The organism is Pseudomonas sp. GD03842, from assembly GCF_029841165.1.
GTDB lineage: Bacteria > Pseudomonadota > Gammaproteobacteria > Pseudomonadales > Pseudomonadaceae > Aquipseudomonas.
In genome coordinates this window covers 505633-524005 of sequence record NZ_JAOCEA010000001.1, presented here as the reverse complement: position 1 = coordinate 524005, position 18373 = coordinate 505633, and the positions used below count along the sequence as shown (strand labels likewise).

The following is an 18373-nucleotide window of genomic DNA, read 5'->3' as shown; positions in this document are numbered from 1 at the left end:
ACGCCTGCTGCGCGAGGATACACCTTGGCAGAGCACCCTCTACGTCTACGAGCCGGGGAGCTATGCACCGCTGGCCCGTGTCGACCAGCAGGAGGGTGAGACAGCACAGAAGGTCTACTACTTCCACACCAACCAGATCGGCACGCCGCTGGAGATGACGGACGTTGATGGAAGTATTGTCTGGCAAGCGACGTACAAGGCCTGGGGTGAGATCGAAGCGCTGAGCGTCAACGAAGTGGAGCAGAACCTGAGGTTTCAGGGGCAGTATTTCGATGACGAGACGGGGCTGCACTACAATACGTTTCGGTATTACGATCCGGGGGTGGGGAGGTTCATAACGCAAGATCCGATAGGTTTATTGGGCGGACATAGCTTATACAAGTATGCCAACGATCCGATAAATTGGATCGATCCGGCAGGCCTTTCTAGTAGAGACTTGCGAGTGGACCTCGGAATGAAATCTGGAGATATGCACGCAGCCCACCACATTATTCCTGAGGAGGTGATGAAAAAATATCCGGATATGTTTGATAGGGCTAAGTCTTTTGGATTCAAGCCAGATGGCGCTTCAAATGGTATCGAATTGCCCAGAACTAAAGCTATGGCTCAAACTCTAGACCTCCCTGGGCATTGGAGCAATCATGTCGATTATAGCGGGTTGGTCGAAAGCGATGTCGCTAAGTTGAACACTGCTTTCAGGGCTGGGCGCCTCTCTGATATGGATTTGGCGTTAGGACTAAAATCCATACAGAACAAATGGAGAAGCAATATTTTGAACAAAAATGTACCAATCAATTCAAGTGGCAGACTTTGTTAGGTGAAGAATTATGTATTTGATAAAGTATAAAGGCGGCGAGCTGGGTTGCCCATCAGGTAGTATATATGGAGAGCTGGTTGGTTACAATTGGAACTCAAATGATTATTCAGATGAACGGTTCCCGAAGCCACCTACCGTTCTTAACTTTCTCACGGATTATGAGGTATTCGAACCTGATTTTTTTTATTTTGGCTCTGAATTTATATGCTCTGAAAAAATGTTGAAAATCATAACGCAATTTGAACATGGTGCGATCGACATTGTAGAGGTTTCCGTTTTCTTAAAAGCAAAAGGAGCCAAAGTAAAATCCGACAATAAGTATGCTTTGATTCGTAGCCGGGAAATTAGGTCGTTGCTAGATGCTGACAACTCTTCATTTGAACTCAGGATTGATCCTCGCACAGGAGCGATTGAACAAGACAGCTATCACGAAGGGCGTTATATCTACGATCTAATATCGGACTTCAAGCTGAAGAAAAGCGTTCAGAGTTTAGATTTTTTTATTTGTAGTGAGTTGCTTATGGAGGAATATGTTTTTTCTCCCGAGCTTAAGCAGGCGATTGAATGTTCAAACATGAAAGGTTTCAAATTCAGCTACATTGAGGACATTGTGTATGACGCTAGGTTGGATTTTTAAGAGGTGGGTCGCGTGAGCGTTGGTGTGACAATCTGATAATGATAAGCGGCTGGCTCTTTAAAAATATAAACTACCCTTACTTGACACTAATGTCTCAACCGATTTTCATAGTTTCATGGTCGAGGCCTCCGTCGCAATATGCTTTTCGACGCTGGTAAACCAGATCCTCCCGGCCCGATGCCCATTGAATGGTCACGTATTTAAGCCAGCGACCTCAACGTTGACAATGTATTGGGCAAAGACTGGGGGTTGTCGTCGGAACAAAGCCTGCGCCGCAGCATTCCTTTTGTCGATCTGGAACTGGCAGGCGCGCTACAACGATCAGGGCAACCTCATCGCCGAAATTGATGTACTCGGCCACAAGACCTCGACGACGACGGGCTGCCCCACACCATCATCGATGCGACCCACACGTCCAAATACCTGTGGTGGAACAACCCGGCCCAGGTCGAGCGCTTTCAGGACTGCTCGGGCAAAAGCACGTTCTACCGGTACGACGACCGAGCCCAACTGATCGCCGTCACCGATGCTCTGGACCAGACCACCCAGCTTGAACGCAAGCCCGACGGCGAACCGGCTGAACTTCAAACTACGTCAGTTCGACCACGTTAAAGACAACCGCATCAAAAAATGGCGTGATCAGGAATAGGCCTACGACGCGTGGGGCAATTTGATCGAAAAACGGGTAGGGCTGACCAGCCTCCAGACCTTCAGCTACGACTGCGAAAATCGGCTGGTCAGGGCTGAGACGCTACATAACGGCAAGCTGCACAGCACGGGCACTTATAGATAGGACAGACTCGGAAGACGAATCGGCAAAACCTCCGAAATTGAAGGCAAAACCGAGCACAAAGATTTCCTTTGGCAAGGCCTGCGCCTGCTGCGCGAGGAAACACCTTGGCAGAGCAGCCTCTACGTCTACGAGCCCAACCGCTACGCCCCGTTAGCCCGCGTCGACCAGCAGGAGGGTGAGACAGGACAGAAGGTCTACTACTTCCACACTGACCAGATTGGCACGCCGCTGGAAATGACGGACGCCGATGGCAGCATCGTCTGGCAGGCGACGTATAAGGCGTGGGGTAAGATCGAAACGCTTGCCGTCAACGAAGTCGAGCAGAACCTGAGGTTTCAGGGGTAGTATTTCGACGACGAGACGGGGCTGCACTACAACACGTTTCGGTACTACGATCCGGGGGTTGGGCGGTTTATAACTCAGGATCCGATTGGGTTGTTTGGTGGATATAATCGTTACGCCTATGTGCCGAGTTCAACGGGTTGGATTGATCCTTGGGGATGGGAGTGTACTCCCAATAAAGTGGCTGGCACAGCACGTGAAGCTAGAGCCAAAGCAGTATTCGAAAAACGATATGGAAAAAAGAATGTGCTAGCAGAGCGCTATCTTCGTAACGCGGAAGGAAAGTCCGTTAAAGATTCGCTCACAGGGGAGAGACTTGTGGTGAAAAATCCCGATGGCACTGGCTCCGCCAAAGAAATAATAAGTCGGACAGCTAAAAAAATTGAGCAGATATTAAAACAGGAGAGAATTCGTGATGTGTGGGGGGGGGATCTTCGTGAAAGATCCTCAAACCAAACAGCCAATCGAAGTTGCTAATATTTCTGATATTTATCGAGCGAACTAATAGGCGGCACTATGAATGAGCTTGATTTCACGCTTTGTAATATGAATACGCTTTATAATGCGAAAAAATCCAAGGAGTATCGCGAAAGTATTATGCTGAATATTACTATGCTAATGAGGTTTTTGAAAGACAATGATTTGATTTTCATCGAGCCTTTTGATGAGGATGAAAGTTTGCGTATTGATTTTATACTTAAAAAATCTAATGCTAAGCCCGAGTGTGTTGAGCTTTTTAAGAAGGTCATACCGGGTTGGTTTACTTACTTAGATCGAGGTGGAGATCCAACAAATATAAGTAGACTTAATAAAGGACTCACAAAGATCAGAAAGAGCTAAAAGTGGCCAACTGCTCAGCCGCGGCACGAGTTGGACAGTGGGGAATAACGGCAAGCTGGTAAGCGTCGGGACCTACCGCTACGGCTGTTTCGGGCGCAGGGCAGGCAAGAGTTCATAGACAAGAGATGAACGGCGAGACCGAGCACAAGTATTTTCTCTGGCAAGACTTGCGCATGCTTTGCAAGGAACCGCCCTGGCCGAGCAGCCTTTACATCTATGAGCCTAGCAGCTACGCGCCACTGGCCCGTGTCGATGAAATGAGGGCGAGGAACAGTAGAGCCCCTACTACTTCCACACCGACCAAATCGGTACGCCGATCGAAATAGCGGATGTCGATGGCAGTATTGTCTGGCAGGCGACTTACAAGGCTTGGGGTGAAATCGAAACGCTTGCCATCAACGATGGTCGAGCAGAACCTGAGGTTTCAGGGGCGGTATTTCGACGACGAGACGGGGCTGCACTACAATACGCTTCGGTATTACGATCCGGGGATTGGGCGGTTTATCACGCAAGATCCGATTGGGTTAGATGGGGGGATGAACTTCTACAGGTATGTCCCTAATCCAACGGCATGGATTGATCAATGGGGCTGGGAGTGCCTGAGTACGGCACGAAGTAAATATTGGAAAGCCGAAGCAAAAGCTCCATCAAGAGCATACTCTCCCGCAAATATTGCACGCATGTCTGAAGGTAAGGCTCCTAAAATTACCGTAGAGGTAGTGAATCGTAGGGCTTTTGAGGTAAGTCAGAAAGACGTCTCTATGGAGCTTCATCGTAGTAATATACCTCAGCGTATTTGTGGGGCAGGTGTGCACGAGACGTCAAACTTGCTTTCACTTACCCCATGGGAGCATGAGGCCGTCGATTCATTCCGACATTTAGGCTCAAATTTAATCAAAATAGTTAAAGGGGTAGACGTTTGGTGAATATAAACTCTGAATTGGCGAAGCGCGTCATAAATTCTGATTGTTACGCGAGGTTGATTGATGAGCTTAAAGCCGAGTTGAATATTAAAGTTCTGGACAGCTATGAAGATGTTTTTTCCGATATGGACGGTGCATCAATCACTCGCTCAGGCTTAACGCCCGAAGAGCTGGAAAGCTTGTTTGTTATGAATGCGAAAAGCTTGAAAGCTTTTTCGACTGTAAAGTATAAAAAGTTAAACTGCGTGCCGGATGAGCAAGATTATCCACCAGGAGAGGAGCCCGATGAATCGGATAAAGACAGTAAGGTAGTATCCCAAGGGTACGCTCGTGGCTTTTTATTAGGTAACGGCATTGAGTTTTTACTAGCTAAGAAAGGTAGCCAGTATTTAGAAGCTTATCTAAAGTCCTCTAGAATCCCCAAGGCCAGTGTGTATGCAAAAGAAATTATGGGTTTCATACGTTGAAAGTACAGGGCCCTCAACTCTGCATCGAACTATACAAACGATATTGTTGAGTTTACGATGAACATCTTTTGCTAAAAGGGGATTTTAATGTGTTGCGACCCAAATGCCCGTTGATTTTTGACAAGGCTATGTAAGAAACTTTTTATCGAAGTCATCAATCGCAATAGTGGTGCGACGTTGGTCTAGTTACTTCGACGCTCCATGGCCAAAGGTGCTTTAATCTTGGATGATAATATGATTTCAAAAAAAATTACCGACTACTGCAAACTTAATGGATGGTGGTACGACGACGTCAGCGTCGAGTATGAGGTGATGCTCAAGAAAAATGGCTTTGACATTTCAAGCGACTTTTGTCAGTTCTATCTTCATGCTGAAGATGGACCAACCTTTATTAGCAGGGGTAAAGAGATTTACCAGGTGTGTTGGTTTCTAAAAAATACAAATTTTGATTTGGCTCTGAAAAGAACGCATGAGACCCTCGGCTTGCCCTTAGAGTTTTTTCCAATAGATGCTTTTGAAGGGGAATATGGTTTTTTCTACAATAGGTCGTCGGGAGAAGTTGTCGAGCTCTCACTGGGTGATTCTCTGAGCGATTTTAAAATCGGAAGGTTGAGGCCCCAATGGTCTAATTTTAATGAGTTTCTTGAAGACTTCTTCGAATTGGCTTGATGGAAATAATATTGGGAGGTTAATGCTACGGTCGGAGTGTGTTTGATTCGACTGAGATGGAAATTTATTATAAGCCTATGTCACCTGCATCTATTATGTTTCGACAGATTTTTTATCAGGTCGAATGTGATGCTGGCAAATTGGTGGACGGAGAGATGGAGCAGCAGTACAACACGTTTCGGTATTACGATACGGGGATAAGTCGGTTTATAACGCAGAGTCCGACTGGGTGATTTGGTTGAAAAATGTATATCACTGTTCACGGAACCCGATTATATGGTTTGATCCGCTAAGCTAGGAGCATGAGAGTGTCGGGGATATTACGTATATGGTCTGTTTGATGAAGGCCCTGATAAACCCCACTATGTTGGAATAACAGATGATCTATCCAGGCGCCGCGTGGAGCATGCTCAAATCGGCAGGCTAAAACAGGAAGCCAGAATGACGCCGGTAGATACTGATGTAACATATCCTCAAGCTAGAGGGTATGAGCAGGCATCTATAGATCACTACGGTACGAACATTGGTATCCTAGGTGAAAAATTTCTTTAGCTAATTGCCAAAATAAGATAAATTCTTTCGATAGAAACAACACGACTCGACGGGCCTCTAGGCAGGCTAGTTTCGAAGAAAAACTACAAGGTCAAATGCGCTTCAAATACTGCAGTTAGCGCAGGGGATTTGGATGACTGACGTGAAGATTTATGGTTGGGATTTGAGGGCTAAGACTGCTTTGCGCAGTATTAAGGTGGGCGATATATTTTGTTTTCCCGTTCAACATGGATATCGTTTTGGCAGAATCATGACTCGCAATAAGTTAGGTCACGTGGCTGAGATTTTTGATAAGGTCTCTGATAGTCCGAATCCAGAGCAGCTGGATTTTAAGCGTGTAGGCCGTCCTGTAATTCTCGATTCCTACGGGTTATTTGATCGTAAAATGGAGGGAGACTGGAGGATAGTCGCCCATCAAGAGGGATACAGCCCATCAGTTGATGAGCCTACATACTTCACATTGGGTGTAGGTGGCTCTTGCAAAAAGGTCGATATATTCGATAATCAGGAGCCCATTGCCGAATCTGATGCTAAAAAACTGCCTGATTATTCGCCATTGGGCGAGATAGATGTGATTGAGGAACTTGGACTTTAGCCTTCCAGTGGATGATAGCGGCACTTCAGTTATCCGCCGTGCTCGTTGATATCTGAGGATATTCAAGCAATATAACTTGCAACCCCAGCTATGACCTGTTGTGCAGGGCCGAGATCGCGATGAATTCTGCAAGGAGGCCCGTCGCACGCAAGGCATCTCACAAGTTACTTAAGATATAAACCCATGAGGCGCGAGCACTGATAGTAAGCACTCACGATTTAGGCAAAAAACTTCCCAGATCCACAGCCCAGGCGATAACAGCCTTTTGGTGGATCACACCCAACAGCCCATGCGCCGCAGCTACGAATACGACCCGCGTCGAACCGACTGAACTTCAACACCCGCCAGTTCGACCACGTCAAAGACAACCGCATCAAGTGCTGGCGCGATCAGGAATCTGATTGAAAAGGGTGTGAGCTTGAGCAAGGTGCAAACCTTTAGCTGCGACTCTGAGAATCGGCTGGTCAGGGCGGAGACGCTAAGCTACGGCAAGTTGGAAAGTATCGGGACCTATCGCTACGACAGCCTCGGACGCAGAGTTGGCAAACCAGGGACACACCATTGCTGATGCTAAGCTTGGTGCCTCGAAGCTAGAAGCCGCCGATAAGTCAATCCAGGCAATGGACTTACCTCTTGAGCAAGCTAGGGCGTCTATAAAGACAGAATTGCAAAAAAATTGGCGCCGAAATTTTCGGCAGTTGAACATGGAAGGTTTGTATGAACTGGGCTGGACTGCAAGATCGAATTTATGAAGCCACTAAATTAGCATTCAAGGGGCTAGGCGAAAAATATCCGAGTAAAGATTTTTATGCTTATGTTCTTTACACCGATAGCGACGCGATGAGCATAAGCCCATCTGCCAATTCAATGGAGGATTTAAACTATAAAATAGGACAGGAATTGAAGGATGAAGAAAAAACTGAAGAAAATATCGCTTATTATCGATGGGCATCTGCGGAATGGGCTCATGAGGCGGGAGGGGGTGAGTTTTTTAAAGAAATAAACAGAGACTTGCGAGAAAGCGGTGACCGATCTGAGTTTGACACTTTCAAAATTAAGGTTTTGCAGGCCATGACTGGTGCCTTAGAGCAATTGGTCAAGGATCGTTTCTTTCATATATCAACCCAGGCTCGACAACAGCACCTCACTCACACCCATCGTAAAAAATGCTGGTCCAGCCCCAGCCTAAAAAGGCTATTTCCCATCAACGCTTGCAAGGAAGTAGGTAGCAATGCATACATCAACTCTCAATACCTCCACAGACACCGGGCCGCTCATCAAGGCCTTCGCCCACGGTAAAGGGCTTGTGGTTTTCACGCTTCTATTCAGCATTGTGATGCTGGCGCTCGCCGGCTTCGTGCTGTATCTGAGCACGATCTTGCCAACAAACGGAGTCGGCGGCAGTGCTGGCTCCAATCCCGTTTTGGTGATCTACGCGGCCAGCGGGTTTCTGGTGGTCCTCGCTGCCGTGCTGTTTGGCATTCACCTTTGGCAGAAGAAGCTGCGCGGCACTCAGTATGAGGTGTACGAGCAGGGTATTGCGGCAATCGACCGTGCGGGCCGGCACTACACCCCTTTTGCCGAGATCGAGGATCTGTACCTGTTCGCGTCGGGGCAGGCTGCGTTCACCGGCTTGATCACGAACCTGGCGTACCGGCGTACTGAACACGACCCCTTTCACCGAGTGATCGCATCCCTCAAAAGCTTCTATGAATTTCAGCAGTTGGTGCGTGAGTTACACGTGCGTGCACGTGTGCCGATCGTGCTCAACGCCCTGGAGTCAGGTGAGGCGGTGACGTTCAGGTTCGTTGACACCGGGCAGGTTTGGGGCAAGCGGATGGGCGGGGACTTTTTGAACATCAAGACCCAGTCCATCACGATGACTCGGGAGTGGCTTGAGGTAGAGGGACGCAAAATGCCGTTGTCGAGCCTGGCATCGGTGGATCTGAACACCTGGAGCGAAAAGATCACGCTCGTGGACGAGCACGGGAAGCCCATGCTGTCGACAATCGCCACAGGGATCCTCAGCCATGACGTATTCCTCGCGACACTGGAGGTATTACTTCACGCCAAGCAACTCGACTTCGCGGAACCGACGCCCGATCTGGCGTGACCTTCTCGCCTTAACGGCGCTCACCCGCAGCGGGGATTGACGCCCCTGGATTGCTCCCCTGGCCAAGGCAAGCTCATCGCTTGCTTTGGCTATCATCATGTTTCAAACCGATCGCGAAATCCGAATGGCGAAGCTCGTTGCCAAGATCGAAAGGTCGAGCAGTGGCCTTAGTAGGTTTGAACAAACCTCCTGATCTTTATCGTCCCAACCACGTTTCATCCAGTTTGTAGGTCCTGGCCGCGTTCCGGCTGAACAGGGCGTTCTTTTCGTCTTCGCTGAAATGCGCCGTGATCCGCTTGAAGGCGTTCCAGAGCACGCCGTAGCTGACCATACCCTTGTCGACGGGAAAATTGCTTTCGAACATGCAGCGTTCCACGCCGAAAATCTCGATGCAACGCAGCAGGTAAGGCCCCCATAACTCGGCAACGGTGCACGAATCGGGAGGGGAGGCGCGTTGATCGAGGTCGAAGCCGTTGACGCGCATGCCCAGGCCGCCGAGTTTGATCTGCACGTTCGGACATTCGGCGAGTGTGCGCAGCGATGCGTCCCAAGCCTGCATGACGTCGACCTGCTTCCCTCTGTAGGGGCCCGCGCCCAGTGGGCCGCCCGCGTGGTCGAGGATGATCTGCTGATCCGGGTGCTGTTGGGCCAGCTGGATGACCTCCGCGAGCTGAGTGTGATAGGCCCAGATATCCAGTGTCAGATTGCGCTCCGTCAGTCTCGAGACGCCTTGGCTGAAGGACGGATCGAGCAGAATGCCGCCGGGCGGCGGCATAGGGTTGGAGATCAGGGTCGGGTCGGCGTGCCAGGCCGTGGCGTTGCGTATGCCACACAGGCGCCCCTCGCTGACCTCGATCATCTCGTCAAGGACCGGTGCCACCGCATGCCCCAGCCGCAGGTTGGCGCCCCCCACGATCCCTGCGCAAAGTTGAATCCCGCGCGGCGATCGTTTGGCAACCTCCGTAGCGAAACGCACCTCACCGACCGGCTGCAACGCTTCGGGGCGTTGCAGGTCGTACATCGACCTGCATTGCACGTACACGGTGGCGACCACCTGGTGGCCAGCTTCGACATCCTCCAGCAGTTCCTCGCCGAGGTAACGCTGACCTGGGCGGTCCCACAGGTGATGATGAGGGTCGACGATCACCCGCTGGGGGTCCAACGGGCGTTCTTTGACCGCCGCCAGCCAGTCAGGGCGCACCGGCGCATGGGGTGAAGCGGGCGTGTGGGTCATGAATTATGCATCCCCCAGCGACGAATGGTGAGCACTTCGATGCTGCGGAACACCACACCTTCGACGACCAGACCGATGATGATCACCGTCAACAGCCCGGCGAAAACGTTGGGGGTTTCCAGCGCATTGCGGTTTTGGAAGATGTACCAGCCAAGCCCGCCGGAATTGCCCGACACCCCAAAAACCAGTTCCGCGGCGATCAGCGTTCGCCACGCAAACGCCCAGCCTATTTTCAAACCGGCAAGGATCGAGGGCACAGCGGCGGGTATGAGAATCCTTAACACCAGTCGCACGCCAGTGAGGCCGTAGTTTCGCCCCGCCATCAGTTGGGTCTGGCTTACGGATCGGAAACCCGAGTAGGCATTGAGCGATACCGCCCAGAGCACCGAATGAACGATGACCAATATCAGGCTCTGCACCCCCAACCCGAACCAGAGCATCGCCAAGGGAAGGATGGCGATCGCGGGCAGTGGGTTGAACATGGCCGTCAAGGTGGACAGGATGTCTGTGCCGATGCGCGTGGAGACTGCCAGCGTCGTCAACACCGCCGCAATCGCTACCGCCAGGCCGTAACTCATCAGCAGCACCTTCATGGAGCTCACCACCGCCATCGGCAGGACCCCATTCGCCAGATCACCCCAAAGTGCGGTGACGGTCGCGCTAAAGGTGGGGAACATCAAGTCGTTTCCCAGGTAGCGGGCGTAGGCTTCCCACAGCACTGCCAGGACGATCAGCACCAGCGTACGGCGCACGCCGGCATGACCCATCCAGCGCTCGAGAGGGCTGAGCTCCCGGGCGATATCCCCGATCTTCCCGACTGGGGAGGGGGTGTATTCGACATCAGGGCGAGGTTGCAGCGTTGGCTTATTCATGAGCGGTATCCTGGTCGCCGAACAGCATGTGGTTGATACGCCGGTGCAGGCTGGCGAAGCCCTCGCTGCCCTGGGTTGAAAAGTCGTGTTCGACGGCATCGAGTTCGGCCCGCACCTGGCCCGGATGCGGAGTCAGCACGAGAATGCGAGACCCCAGCAGAATGGCCTCCTCGATGGAGTGGGTCACGAACATCAGGGTGAAGGGCGTCTGCGCCCAGAGCTCCAACAGTTCCTCCTGCATCCGACGCCGCGTCAGTGCATCCAGCGCGGCGAACGGCTCATCCATGAGGAGAATGGCCGGCTCCATGGCCAGGGCCCGAGCGATGGCCACCCGCTGCTTCATGCCGCCCGACAGTTGGTAAGGGTAGGCGTCCTTGAAGCGTTCCAGCCCCACTTTGCTGGCGACACGAAGAGCGCGCTCGGGGATTTCCTGAGCGGGAAAGCGTTTGGTCATCAACATGGGAAACATGATGTTGCCCAGGACCGTCTTCCAGGGCATGAGTTGATCGAACTCCTGAAACACCATCATGCGATCCGGCCCAGGCTTTTGAATGGTCTTGCCGTGGAGCCGGATCGTCCCGGCCGCAGGGGGCAAAAAGCCCGCGACACTCTTCAGCAAACTGGACTTTCCGCAACCCGATGGGCCCAGGAGAATGAAGCGATCGTTCTCTTTCACGTCGAACGACACGGCATGGGTGGCCGTGATGAGCTCGTCGCGTGTCTTGTACTGCAGGGTGACGCCCGCCACGGTGAGCAGCGCCTGGCTTTCAAGCGACACAGTCGGGGTGTTCAAAGGAAGCGCGCCCATATCAATTGCCTTCCCCTTTGGCCACGGGATCGAAGAACACCTGGCGCCAATCGGTCGGTGCCTCCTTCAAAGCACCCGTGCGCACCATGAACGCAGCCAGGTTCATGACGCCCGAGGGTTGAATGCCCCATTCGTTACGCACCTTGGCGAGCATGTCCTGGGTTTGCTCAGGGGTCAGCTTCGAGGGTTCACTGGCCAGAAACAGCTCCGCGGCCCGCTGAGGGTTGTCGCGAATGAAGTCATCCGCTTTGGCGATTGCCGCGACCACCGCCTCGGTCAATTGGGGGTTCTGCTTGACGAATTTCCCGGTGGTGGCCAGCACGCCGCTGGTCATGCGCATGTTGAGCTGCTTGGAAAAATCGAAGAGCTTGCTGACCCGTTCGTCATGGTCGAGCAGGTAGCTGTAGGGGTTTGGCCCAATGTAGCCCTTGATGCCTGCTTTATTGAGCAAGCTGGAAATGGCGTCGGGATGGGGAAGGGCCACCATCAGGCTGTCCATCTGGTGGGCTTTGCCCTGGCCGAAGGCCTGTTCGGCGGCCATCTGCAAGAGAGCGGCCTGCTGACTGTTGGGCGCCGTGACGGCGATCTTGTCGCCGGGCTTGAAGTCAGCCAGGCTTTTGATGGACGGATCGTTGACGTACAACCCGTTGTCTCCGGCGACCAGCGCGCACAGCGCCTTGATGTCGATCTTGCCCTGAGTTTTCTGCCAGGCAGTGAGCGTGCCATACAGGCCGTAGCCGCCGATGTCGACGCTGTTGCTGATCAAGGCGTCGTTGATGGACGCGGCGCCACTGATGCGCTTGATGACGAATCGGGTTTCCGGTTGGCCGCGCTCAGTCGCGGCTTCGGTGAAGTAGCCAAGCTTGTCGGCAACGGTGACCGGCAGATAGGCATAGCCATACTGGACCGCGACCGTCACTTCAGCCTGCTCGGTTTGTGCTTGAGCACGCGACATGCAGGTGATAGCCAGCGCGGCGCTCAGTGCAGCGACGGCAAATTGTGCGCGGGGGCGAGGGGCATAACGGAAATAGTCGAATAGCGACACGGGCAAACTCCACGATTGTTATTTTTGAAATGGTGTTTCCATTAGGCTATGCAGGACGGCCAGCAGACGTCAACTGTTATCGCTGAAGTCGTGATTATCTATTCGAACGAGTGGTTTTTACATTTAACCGAGATCATTCTATGGAATGCCGTTTCGATTAACGGGCATATCTCTGTCGCGTTGAGCAAGAAGTCCAGCGGTTGAGGCCTGACGTGCCAGCGCGATGCTCAGTCCCTATACTGTCCTCTCTGCCTGACCGAGTGGGAGCGCATGCGGGACCTTACGTATTTCATCAAAGTGGCCCAGCTCGGGCATCTCGGCCGCGCCGCCGAGGCGCTCCATATTTCACCTTCCGCCTTGTCCAAATGCATCGACCGCCTTGAACAGCAGTACGCCGCGGAGTTGTTCCAGCGTGTGGGACGGAGCATCCGGCTCAGCGAAGCGGGCGAGTTGGTGCTGGCCCATGCGCTTGAGGTCGAGCACCTGATCCATCAGGCGCAGCGGCAAACCGCGGCGCTGGGGCAGGGTTTGAGCGGCAGTATTCGGGTAGGGGCTGCCGCGACGAGTGCCGATTACCTGTTACCCGCGGCCTGCAGCGCCCTGCAATGCGAGGCGCCAAACGTTGTCGTCGAATTGCAGATCGGCATGAACGACGTGCTGCGCGAGCAATTGCGCAAAGGGCGACTGGATATCGTCGTCGGCCCGCTGGGCGGTGCGGACGATGAGGAACTGCTCGAGCACGAGGTCAGTGGCGATGAAGTGGTGGTGGTTGCGCATCAGGCGCATCCACTGGCCAGTCAGACGGTGTCGCTGTCCGATTTCACTGACCATCGCTGGCTGCTGTCCCCGCCGACGGTGGCGACCCGGCAATGGCTCGATGCAACGTTCATCCAGCACGGTCACCCGGCACCGGCTGTCGCGATCGTCACCAACGCGATTGCGGCGGCCCCGCAGCTAATCGCCGAAACCCGTCTGCTGAGCTTCATCTCGCGCCGCAACCTGGCCCCGTTCGGTCGTGCATACGGCTTGGTGGAGGTCCAGGTGCAGGGCGCGGCGCTGACCTTGCGCAGGCGCTTCGGGATTTTGCACCGCCGCAACGCGTACCTGTCTCCGGCCACCCGACGCTTCATGGCGCTGATGGTCGAGGTGAGTCAATAGTTTCCTCGAAGGAAAGACTAACTGAAAAAACGATAATGGAAGTGAACGATAGAGGCCGCAATACTCTCAGCCATCCAAGAACAAAAAAGGCTGGAACAGCATATGCCCTATACGATTCTCGTCACCGCCCCGACCCTCGCGCCTGCCGGTCGCCAGTTGCTGGAGGCGGGCGGACACCGCGTCATCTACCTGCCCGAATCGGCCGACGGCGCAACCATCGAGAAGGTCCTGGTCGATGAGCCAGTCGATGCCGTCATTTCACGCACGCTGACGCTGAGCGCGGCTGCCATTCAAGGCGCGCCGCGACTCAAAGTCATCAGCAAGCATGGCGTTGGCGTGAGCAACATCGCCGTGGATGCAGCAACCGCCCGGGGCATCCCGGTTTACGTCACCCCAGGTGCCAACGCCCAATCCGTCGCAGAAATGGCGCTGGGGCTGCTGCTCGCCGCAGCCCGACGAATCGCCTGGATGGACGCACAACTGCGCGACGGTCGTTGGTCCCGTGCGCAAGATGGCATCGAGTTGAGTGGGCGCACCCTTGGGCTGGTGGGGTTCGGCCAGGTGGCGCGCAGGCTCTGGCGCGCGTGCCAGGCGTTGGGCATGTCGGCCTGGGTCTATGACCCGTTCTTGCCACAGGACGCCGAGCTCGACGGTGCCCAGCGCGCCGGTAGCCTGGCGGAGTTGCTCGACCGTAGCCACGTCTTGTCCCTGCACATTCCCCTGACGCCGCAAACTCGCGGCCTGATCGGTACCGCTGAATTGGCGGCACTCCCTCCTGACGCCATTCTGATCAACACCGCGCGTGGCGAAGTGGTCGATGAGGCGGCACTGATCGCCGCACTGCGCAGCGGCGCCCTCTACGCGGCGGGGCTCGACACCACTGCACAGGAGCCGCTGATGCCCGGCAATCCATTGCTGACGCTGGCGAATGTCGTACTCACCCCTCACGTCGGCGGCTCGACGCCCGCAGCCCTGGCGGCAATGGCCGAGGGGGCCGTGCGCAATGTTCTCGGGTTTCTGGCCGGCAATCCGCCCGCGGCCAGCGCCTGCGTGAACCCTTCCGTTCTGTCCTGACTCCCGAGGTTTTCATGACCCATTCCCAATGGCCTGCTGGCTATCGCATCAACCCGCGTGTGGAAGGCCCCGCCGAGGACCTGGTGACCGCATTTCGAGACATACCCGTCGCCGTGGCTGGCGATTGCATGGGCCGCTGCGTCGGCGCGCGTGGGCTGCGCGCGTACCATGGCGATCCTTCGCTGAAACTGTGCGGGCCAGCGTTCACGGTGCGCGTGCGCCCCGGCGACAACCTGATGATTCACAAAGCCCTGATGATGGTGAAACCCGGCGACGTGTTGGTGATCGACGGGGGAGGTGACCTCAGCCAGGCGGTGATTGGCGGCCTCGTGCGCACGACCGCGCTGCGGGTGGGCCTGGGCGGCATGGTGATCGATGGCGCCGTGCGAGACCTGGAAGAACTGGCCGAAGGGATCGTTCCGATTTTCGCTGCAGGTCACACCCACCGAGGGCCAAGCAAAGAGGGCCCCGGTGAAATCAATGTGCCGGTCGCCTGTGCAGGGCTCGCCGTGCTGCCCGGGGACCTGATGCTGGGGGACGCGGACGGCGTCATCGCGATTCGGGCCGACGACGCCGCCGCGCTCTTGCCCCTGACCCAGGCGCATCTGAAGCGTGAGGCGGCCATCCGCAAAAGCAACGAAGAGGGTACGGCCGACCCTGAGCGCTTTGACGCCCTGTTACGGGCCAAGGGGCTTCCCGTCTGATACAGCCCCGTCGGTCGGCCTCGGCGCGGTACACCTAACAACTATAAGAAAAGGTTCCTCATATGTTGATTACGCTAAGTTGCGTGATGCTGGCGTGCTTCATCTACACACTGATGAGCAAACGGTTGTCTGCGCTGACCGCGCTGATCCTGATCCCGTCGCTGTTTGCATTGATCGGCGGTTTCCACGCCGAGATGGGCAAGTATGTGATCGACGGTCTGAAGATGGTCGCACCCAATGGTGTGTTGATGATCTTCGCCATGCTGTATTTCCTGTGCATGACCGAAGCCGGGATGTTCGACCCCCTCGTGGCGCGTATCGTAGGCGCGGTGCGCGGCGATCCGGTGAGAATTTTCATCGGGACCGTGGCGCTTGCCTTCGTCGTGGCGCTGGATGGCGACGGCGCAACCATTTACATGATCGTGCTCTCGGCGTTTCTGCCGATCTACCACCGGCTAGGCTTGTCGCGCCCGATGGTGTGCTGCCTGTTGCTGCAGGTGGCAGGGCTGGGCAACATGATGCCCTGGGGCGGGCCCACGGCCCGCGCGGCCACCGCCATGCACGTGGACATGGCGGAAATGTTCGTTCCCCTGTTGCCCGCATTACTCGCCAGCGTGGTGTACACCTTCGGCCTGGCCTGGTGGTTTGGCCGCCGCGAACGCACCCGCCTGGGCGGTGGTATCGACCTCAACGGTGATTTCTCCGAGCGCGCACAGCTGCGTTGCCAAAGCCGCTGGCGGCTGATCTTCAACTGGACGCTGACCGCGGCGCTGCTGCTGGCCCTCTGCCTGGAGGTGCTGCCCCTGTCGTACCTCTTCATGATCGCCGCGTGCCTGGCGCTCATCGTCAACTTTCCTACCCTCAAAGCCCAGCAGGATCAGTTGGCCCTGCATGCGCCTCCGATACTCGCCGTCGCCGGGCTGATTTTCGCAGCGGGGGTCTTCACGGGTATTCTCGGCGGAACCGGGATGGCGAACGCCGTCGCTGATGGCCTTGTGAAGATTGTTCCTTCATCCATGGGCCCGTACATGGCCGTGATAACGGCGTTGCTGAGCATCCCCGTCACCTGGCTGGTTTCCAACGACGTGTTCTATTTCGGCATCCTCCCGATCCTGGCCCAGACCGCGCAGCATCATGGCATCACCGCGGTGGAAATGGCGCGAGCCTCGTTGATCGGGCAGCCGGTGCACATCCTCAGCCCGCTGGTGGCCTCCACTTACCTGGTGGTGAGCATGCTCAAGCTCGACTATGCCGAGAACCAGCGCTTCACCATGAAGTGGTCGGTGGTCAGTTGCCTGGTGCTGTTGCTGGTTGCGCTGTTGACGGGGGTGATCCCGCTGGTCTCCGACGTCTAGGACGAGGGAGCCGGCATCCGGCCCGGTCAGCAGCGCCCAGCATCGCAGGTGGGCGACCGGGCAAGGACTTCAGCCGCCCTTCACTTCACCGTCGCGATACTGCCCCCAGGCTTGGTGCAGTTGCGCCATCGAGGCTGGGTCGTAATCACAGCCAGGGAGTGCTTCTGCGTCCCAGTGGCCATAGCGATCTTCGCCGCGGACCAGTGTTGCTCGCCGACGGCCGATGGTGGATGACACATGGGTGGGAATGTAGAAGAAGGCGAAACCGATCCGACGATCATCGGTGGTGTTGGCCCGTGAACTGTGTGCGGTTCGTTCGTGGTGAATGGAAAATTCGCCTGCCGACAGCGGCATTTCCACGCCTCGGCTGTCGTCGACACCGATGAGCGATTGCCCCTTGGCCAGCATGTTGTCCTTGGCGAAGGTTTCCTGATGCAGGTAGTCCGGTTCGCGATGGGAGCCCGGCAGGACACGCAGGCAACCATTCTCAGGCGTGGCGTCGGTGAAGCCGACCCACACGGTCACTTCCTCATGGGGCGACAGCCCGAAATACGTCGAGTCTTGATGCCACGACACGTAGCGTGGGTCATGGGCGTTTTTGGCGAAAACGGACGCCCCGAACAACAGGATGTCAGGCCCGATCACATCTTCCACCGCGTCCAGGATGCGCGGGTTGCGCGCCAACTCGACAAAGGCGGGGGAGACGAGGTGCGCCTTGATCTTGAGTGAGAGGTTGGCGTCTGCCCCCACATGCGTTTCATAAGCCTCGATGCGCGACCGGTAAAGGGCGGCGTCCTCGGCACTCAGGGCGCGAAAGGGGAAGGCGTAACCCTGCTGATTGAAGTGCTCGATTTGCAAGGGGGTCAGGTGTTTGCTCATAGGTCACTCTGTCTTGATGGGCGGGGAGTGTGTCCTTCAAGAGAGTGCACGTGATGTGCCAGAACGGCACCGGTTGACGCATGCGGGCTCAATGCCAGGAAAAACAATGATTTGGCGAAACGTGGCGCGATGCCCAAAAACGGGGTATGCCACATTAATTGATGGCCTAAATTCTCCACGACCGTTTTGACGCGTCGGGTAGTCGTTTTTTATGCGATTAAAATCAATAGGTTATTTTTTATTGAGTCGTGGGCGCAGACCGATTGCAGTCGAAACCAGGCCGTCCAACGGGATCCGATCGCATTTGTTAACCGTCCGATTAAGAGGCATACCACCTTTCCTTTGGGTTGTTTTGGTGCGCTTTTTCGACCCGCGCCGCGTTGTCGTGACGTTTGCTCGCCAGTTTCAGACGCCCAGCCCCCATCAGGCCTGACGCTCGAATAGGTGGCATGCCACTTGCTTTGTCCCTGTTGGCGCGCTCTGCGCTTTACGACCA

General features: G+C 55.1%; 18 protein-coding genes and 2 pseudogenes. 15 read left to right on the top strand and 5 right to left on the bottom strand.

Annotated elements, in window-relative coordinates:
• The 11 genes and pseudogenes from N5D61_RS02405 to N5D61_RS02355 all read left to right on the top strand — a co-directional run.
• On the top strand, nucleotides 1-817 hold an 817-nt coding region (locus N5D61_RS02405; RefSeq protein ID WP_279890512.1), incomplete at its 5' end, for an RHS repeat-associated core domain-containing protein.
• 10 nt (nucleotides 818-827) lie between these two features.
• A complete protein-coding gene (locus N5D61_RS02400) occupies nucleotides 828-1454 on the top strand; it encodes a hypothetical protein (RefSeq protein ID WP_279890511.1) in 627 nt (208 codons plus the stop codon).
• A 381-nt stretch (nucleotides 1455-1835) separates the two neighbouring features.
• A complete protein-coding gene (locus tag N5D61_RS26450; protein WP_347881571.1) occupies nucleotides 1836-2066 on the top strand; it encodes a hypothetical protein in 231 nt (76 codons plus the stop codon).
• Nucleotides 2017-2748, top strand: a pseudogene (locus N5D61_RS02390) (RHS repeat-associated core domain-containing protein); the annotation flags it as partial. The gene N5D61_RS26450 and the pseudogene N5D61_RS02390, both read left to right, overlap by 50 nt.
• Nucleotides 2749-3105: 357 nt before the next feature.
• Nucleotides 3106-3429 carry a hypothetical protein gene (locus N5D61_RS02385; protein WP_279890509.1) on the top strand — a complete coding sequence of 108 codons (324 nt, stop codon included), beginning with the start codon at nucleotides 3106-3108 and terminating at the stop codon, nucleotides 3427-3429.
• Nucleotides 3430-3475: 46 nt separating this feature from the next.
• Nucleotides 3476-4355, top strand: a pseudogene (locus N5D61_RS02380) (RHS repeat-associated core domain-containing protein); the annotation flags it as partial.
• Nucleotides 4349-4819, top strand: a complete 471-nt coding sequence (locus N5D61_RS02375) for a hypothetical protein (RefSeq protein ID WP_279890508.1) — start codon at nucleotides 4349-4351, stop codon at nucleotides 4817-4819. The pseudogene N5D61_RS02380 and the gene N5D61_RS02375, both read left to right, overlap by 7 nt.
• Before the next feature lie 201 nt (nucleotides 4820-5020).
• The gene (locus N5D61_RS02370; RefSeq protein WP_279890506.1) at nucleotides 5021-5488 is read left to right on the top strand and encodes a hypothetical protein; all 468 of its coding nucleotides are present in this window, start codon (nucleotides 5021-5023) and stop codon (nucleotides 5486-5488) included.
• Between the two features lie 685 nt (nucleotides 5489-6173).
• On the top strand, nucleotides 6174-6635 hold the full coding sequence (locus N5D61_RS02365; protein WP_279890504.1) for an Imm26 family immunity protein: 462 nt from the start codon (nucleotides 6174-6176) through the stop codon (nucleotides 6633-6635).
• A 717-nt stretch (nucleotides 6636-7352) separates the two neighbouring features.
• Entirely contained in the window at nucleotides 7353-7934 is a 582-nt protein-coding gene (locus N5D61_RS02360; RefSeq protein WP_279890503.1) for a DUF4303 domain-containing protein, read from the top strand.
• Nucleotides 7867-8748: a hypothetical protein gene (locus N5D61_RS02355; protein ID WP_279890501.1), complete on the top strand. Its 882-nt coding sequence runs from the start codon at nucleotides 7867-7869 to the stop codon at nucleotides 8746-8748. Before N5D61_RS02360 ends, N5D61_RS02355 begins: the two co-directional genes overlap by 68 nt.
• A gap of 196 nt (nucleotides 8749-8944) precedes the next feature.
• Here N5D61_RS02355 and N5D61_RS02350 read toward each other — a convergent pair whose 3' ends face one another.
• From N5D61_RS02350 to N5D61_RS02335, 4 genes are read right to left on the bottom strand one after another with little or no spacing between them, the layout of a single operon-like run.
• Nucleotides 8945-9982: an amidohydrolase family protein gene (locus N5D61_RS02350; protein ID WP_279890500.1), complete on the bottom strand. Its 1038-nt coding sequence runs from the start codon at nucleotides 9980-9982 to the stop codon at nucleotides 8945-8947.
• Entirely contained in the window at nucleotides 9979-10854 is an 876-nt protein-coding gene (locus N5D61_RS02345; protein WP_279890499.1) for an ABC transporter permease, read from the bottom strand. The genes N5D61_RS02350 and N5D61_RS02345 overlap by 4 nt, the downstream gene beginning before the upstream one ends.
• A complete protein-coding gene (locus N5D61_RS02340) occupies nucleotides 10847-11662 on the bottom strand; it encodes an ABC transporter ATP-binding protein (protein WP_279890497.1) in 816 nt (271 codons plus the stop codon). Before N5D61_RS02340 ends, N5D61_RS02345 begins: the two co-directional genes overlap by 8 nt.
• Nucleotide 11663: 1 nt before the next feature.
• The gene (locus tag N5D61_RS02335) at nucleotides 11664-12707 is read right to left on the bottom strand and encodes an ABC transporter substrate-binding protein (RefSeq protein ID WP_279890495.1); all 1044 of its coding nucleotides are present in this window, start codon (nucleotides 12705-12707) and stop codon (nucleotides 11664-11666) included.
• A 270-nt stretch (nucleotides 12708-12977) separates the two neighbouring features.
• On the opposite strand from N5D61_RS02335, the gene N5D61_RS02330 reads away from it, so the two are divergent.
• The 4 genes from N5D61_RS02330 to N5D61_RS02315 all read left to right on the top strand — a co-directional run bounded on the left by N5D61_RS02330 (nucleotide 12978) and on the right by N5D61_RS02315 (nucleotide 16998).
• Nucleotides 12978-13865 (top strand): LysR family transcriptional regulator, encoded by an 888-nt coding sequence (locus N5D61_RS02330; protein ID WP_279890493.1) that lies wholly within the window; start codon nucleotides 12978-12980, stop codon nucleotides 13863-13865.
• Between the two features lie 102 nt (nucleotides 13866-13967).
• A complete protein-coding gene (locus N5D61_RS02325) occupies nucleotides 13968-14939 on the top strand; it encodes a hydroxyacid dehydrogenase (RefSeq protein ID WP_279890492.1) in 972 nt (323 codons plus the stop codon).
• Between the two features lie 14 nt (nucleotides 14940-14953).
• Nucleotides 14954-15643: an RraA family protein gene (locus N5D61_RS02320; RefSeq protein WP_108236696.1), complete on the top strand. Its 690-nt coding sequence runs from the start codon at nucleotides 14954-14956 to the stop codon at nucleotides 15641-15643.
• A gap of 62 nt (nucleotides 15644-15705) precedes the next feature.
• A complete protein-coding gene (locus N5D61_RS02315; RefSeq protein ID WP_279890491.1) occupies nucleotides 15706-16998 on the top strand; it encodes a citrate:proton symporter in 1293 nt (430 codons plus the stop codon).
• 69 nt (nucleotides 16999-17067) lie between these two features.
• On the opposite strand, the gene N5D61_RS02310 is transcribed toward N5D61_RS02315, so the two are convergent.
• Entirely contained in the window at nucleotides 17068-17877 is an 810-nt protein-coding gene (locus N5D61_RS02310; RefSeq protein WP_279890490.1) for a phytanoyl-CoA dioxygenase family protein, read from the bottom strand.
• Between the last annotated feature and the right edge of the window lie 496 nt (nucleotides 17878-18373).

What these genes read in the sequence shown, in the direction of transcription:
- N5D61_RS02340 (WP_279890497.1), bottom strand. Translation starts at nt 11,662, where the DNA reads ATGGGCGCGCTTCCTTTGAACACCCCGACTGTGTCGCTTGAAAGCCAG.
- N5D61_RS02385 (WP_279890509.1), top strand. Translation starts at nt 3,106, where the DNA reads ATGAATGAGCTTGATTTCACGCTTTGTAATATGAATACGCTTTATAAT.
- N5D61_RS02310 (WP_279890490.1), bottom strand. Translation starts at nt 17,877, where the DNA reads ATGAGCAAACACCTGACCCCCTTGCAAATCGAGCACTTCAATCAGCAG.
- N5D61_RS02365 (WP_279890504.1), top strand. Translation starts at nt 6,174, where the DNA reads ATGACTGACGTGAAGATTTATGGTTGGGATTTGAGGGCTAAGACTGCT.
- N5D61_RS02320 (WP_108236696.1), top strand. Translation starts at nt 14,954, where the DNA reads ATGACCCATTCCCAATGGCCTGCTGGCTATCGCATCAACCCGCGTGTG.
- N5D61_RS02330 (WP_279890493.1), top strand. Translation starts at nt 12,978, where the DNA reads ATGCGGGACCTTACGTATTTCATCAAAGTGGCCCAGCTCGGGCATCTC.
- N5D61_RS02350 (WP_279890500.1), bottom strand. Translation starts at nt 9,982, where the DNA reads ATGACCCACACGCCCGCTTCACCCCATGCGCCGGTGCGCCCTGACTGG.
- N5D61_RS02355 (WP_279890501.1), top strand. Translation starts at nt 7,867, where the DNA reads ATGCATACATCAACTCTCAATACCTCCACAGACACCGGGCCGCTCATC.
- N5D61_RS02370 (WP_279890506.1), top strand. Translation starts at nt 5,021, where the DNA reads ATGGCCAAAGGTGCTTTAATCTTGGATGATAATATGATTTCAAAAAAA.
- N5D61_RS02315 (WP_279890491.1), top strand. Translation starts at nt 15,706, where the DNA reads ATGTTGATTACGCTAAGTTGCGTGATGCTGGCGTGCTTCATCTACACA.
- N5D61_RS02325 (WP_279890492.1), top strand. Translation starts at nt 13,968, where the DNA reads ATGCCCTATACGATTCTCGTCACCGCCCCGACCCTCGCGCCTGCCGGT.
- N5D61_RS02345 (WP_279890499.1), bottom strand. Translation starts at nt 10,854, where the DNA reads ATGAATAAGCCAACGCTGCAACCTCGCCCTGATGTCGAATACACCCCC.
- N5D61_RS02360 (WP_279890503.1), top strand. Translation starts at nt 7,353, where the DNA reads ATGAACTGGGCTGGACTGCAAGATCGAATTTATGAAGCCACTAAATTA.
- N5D61_RS02400 (WP_279890511.1), top strand. Translation starts at nt 828, where the DNA reads ATGTATTTGATAAAGTATAAAGGCGGCGAGCTGGGTTGCCCATCAGGT.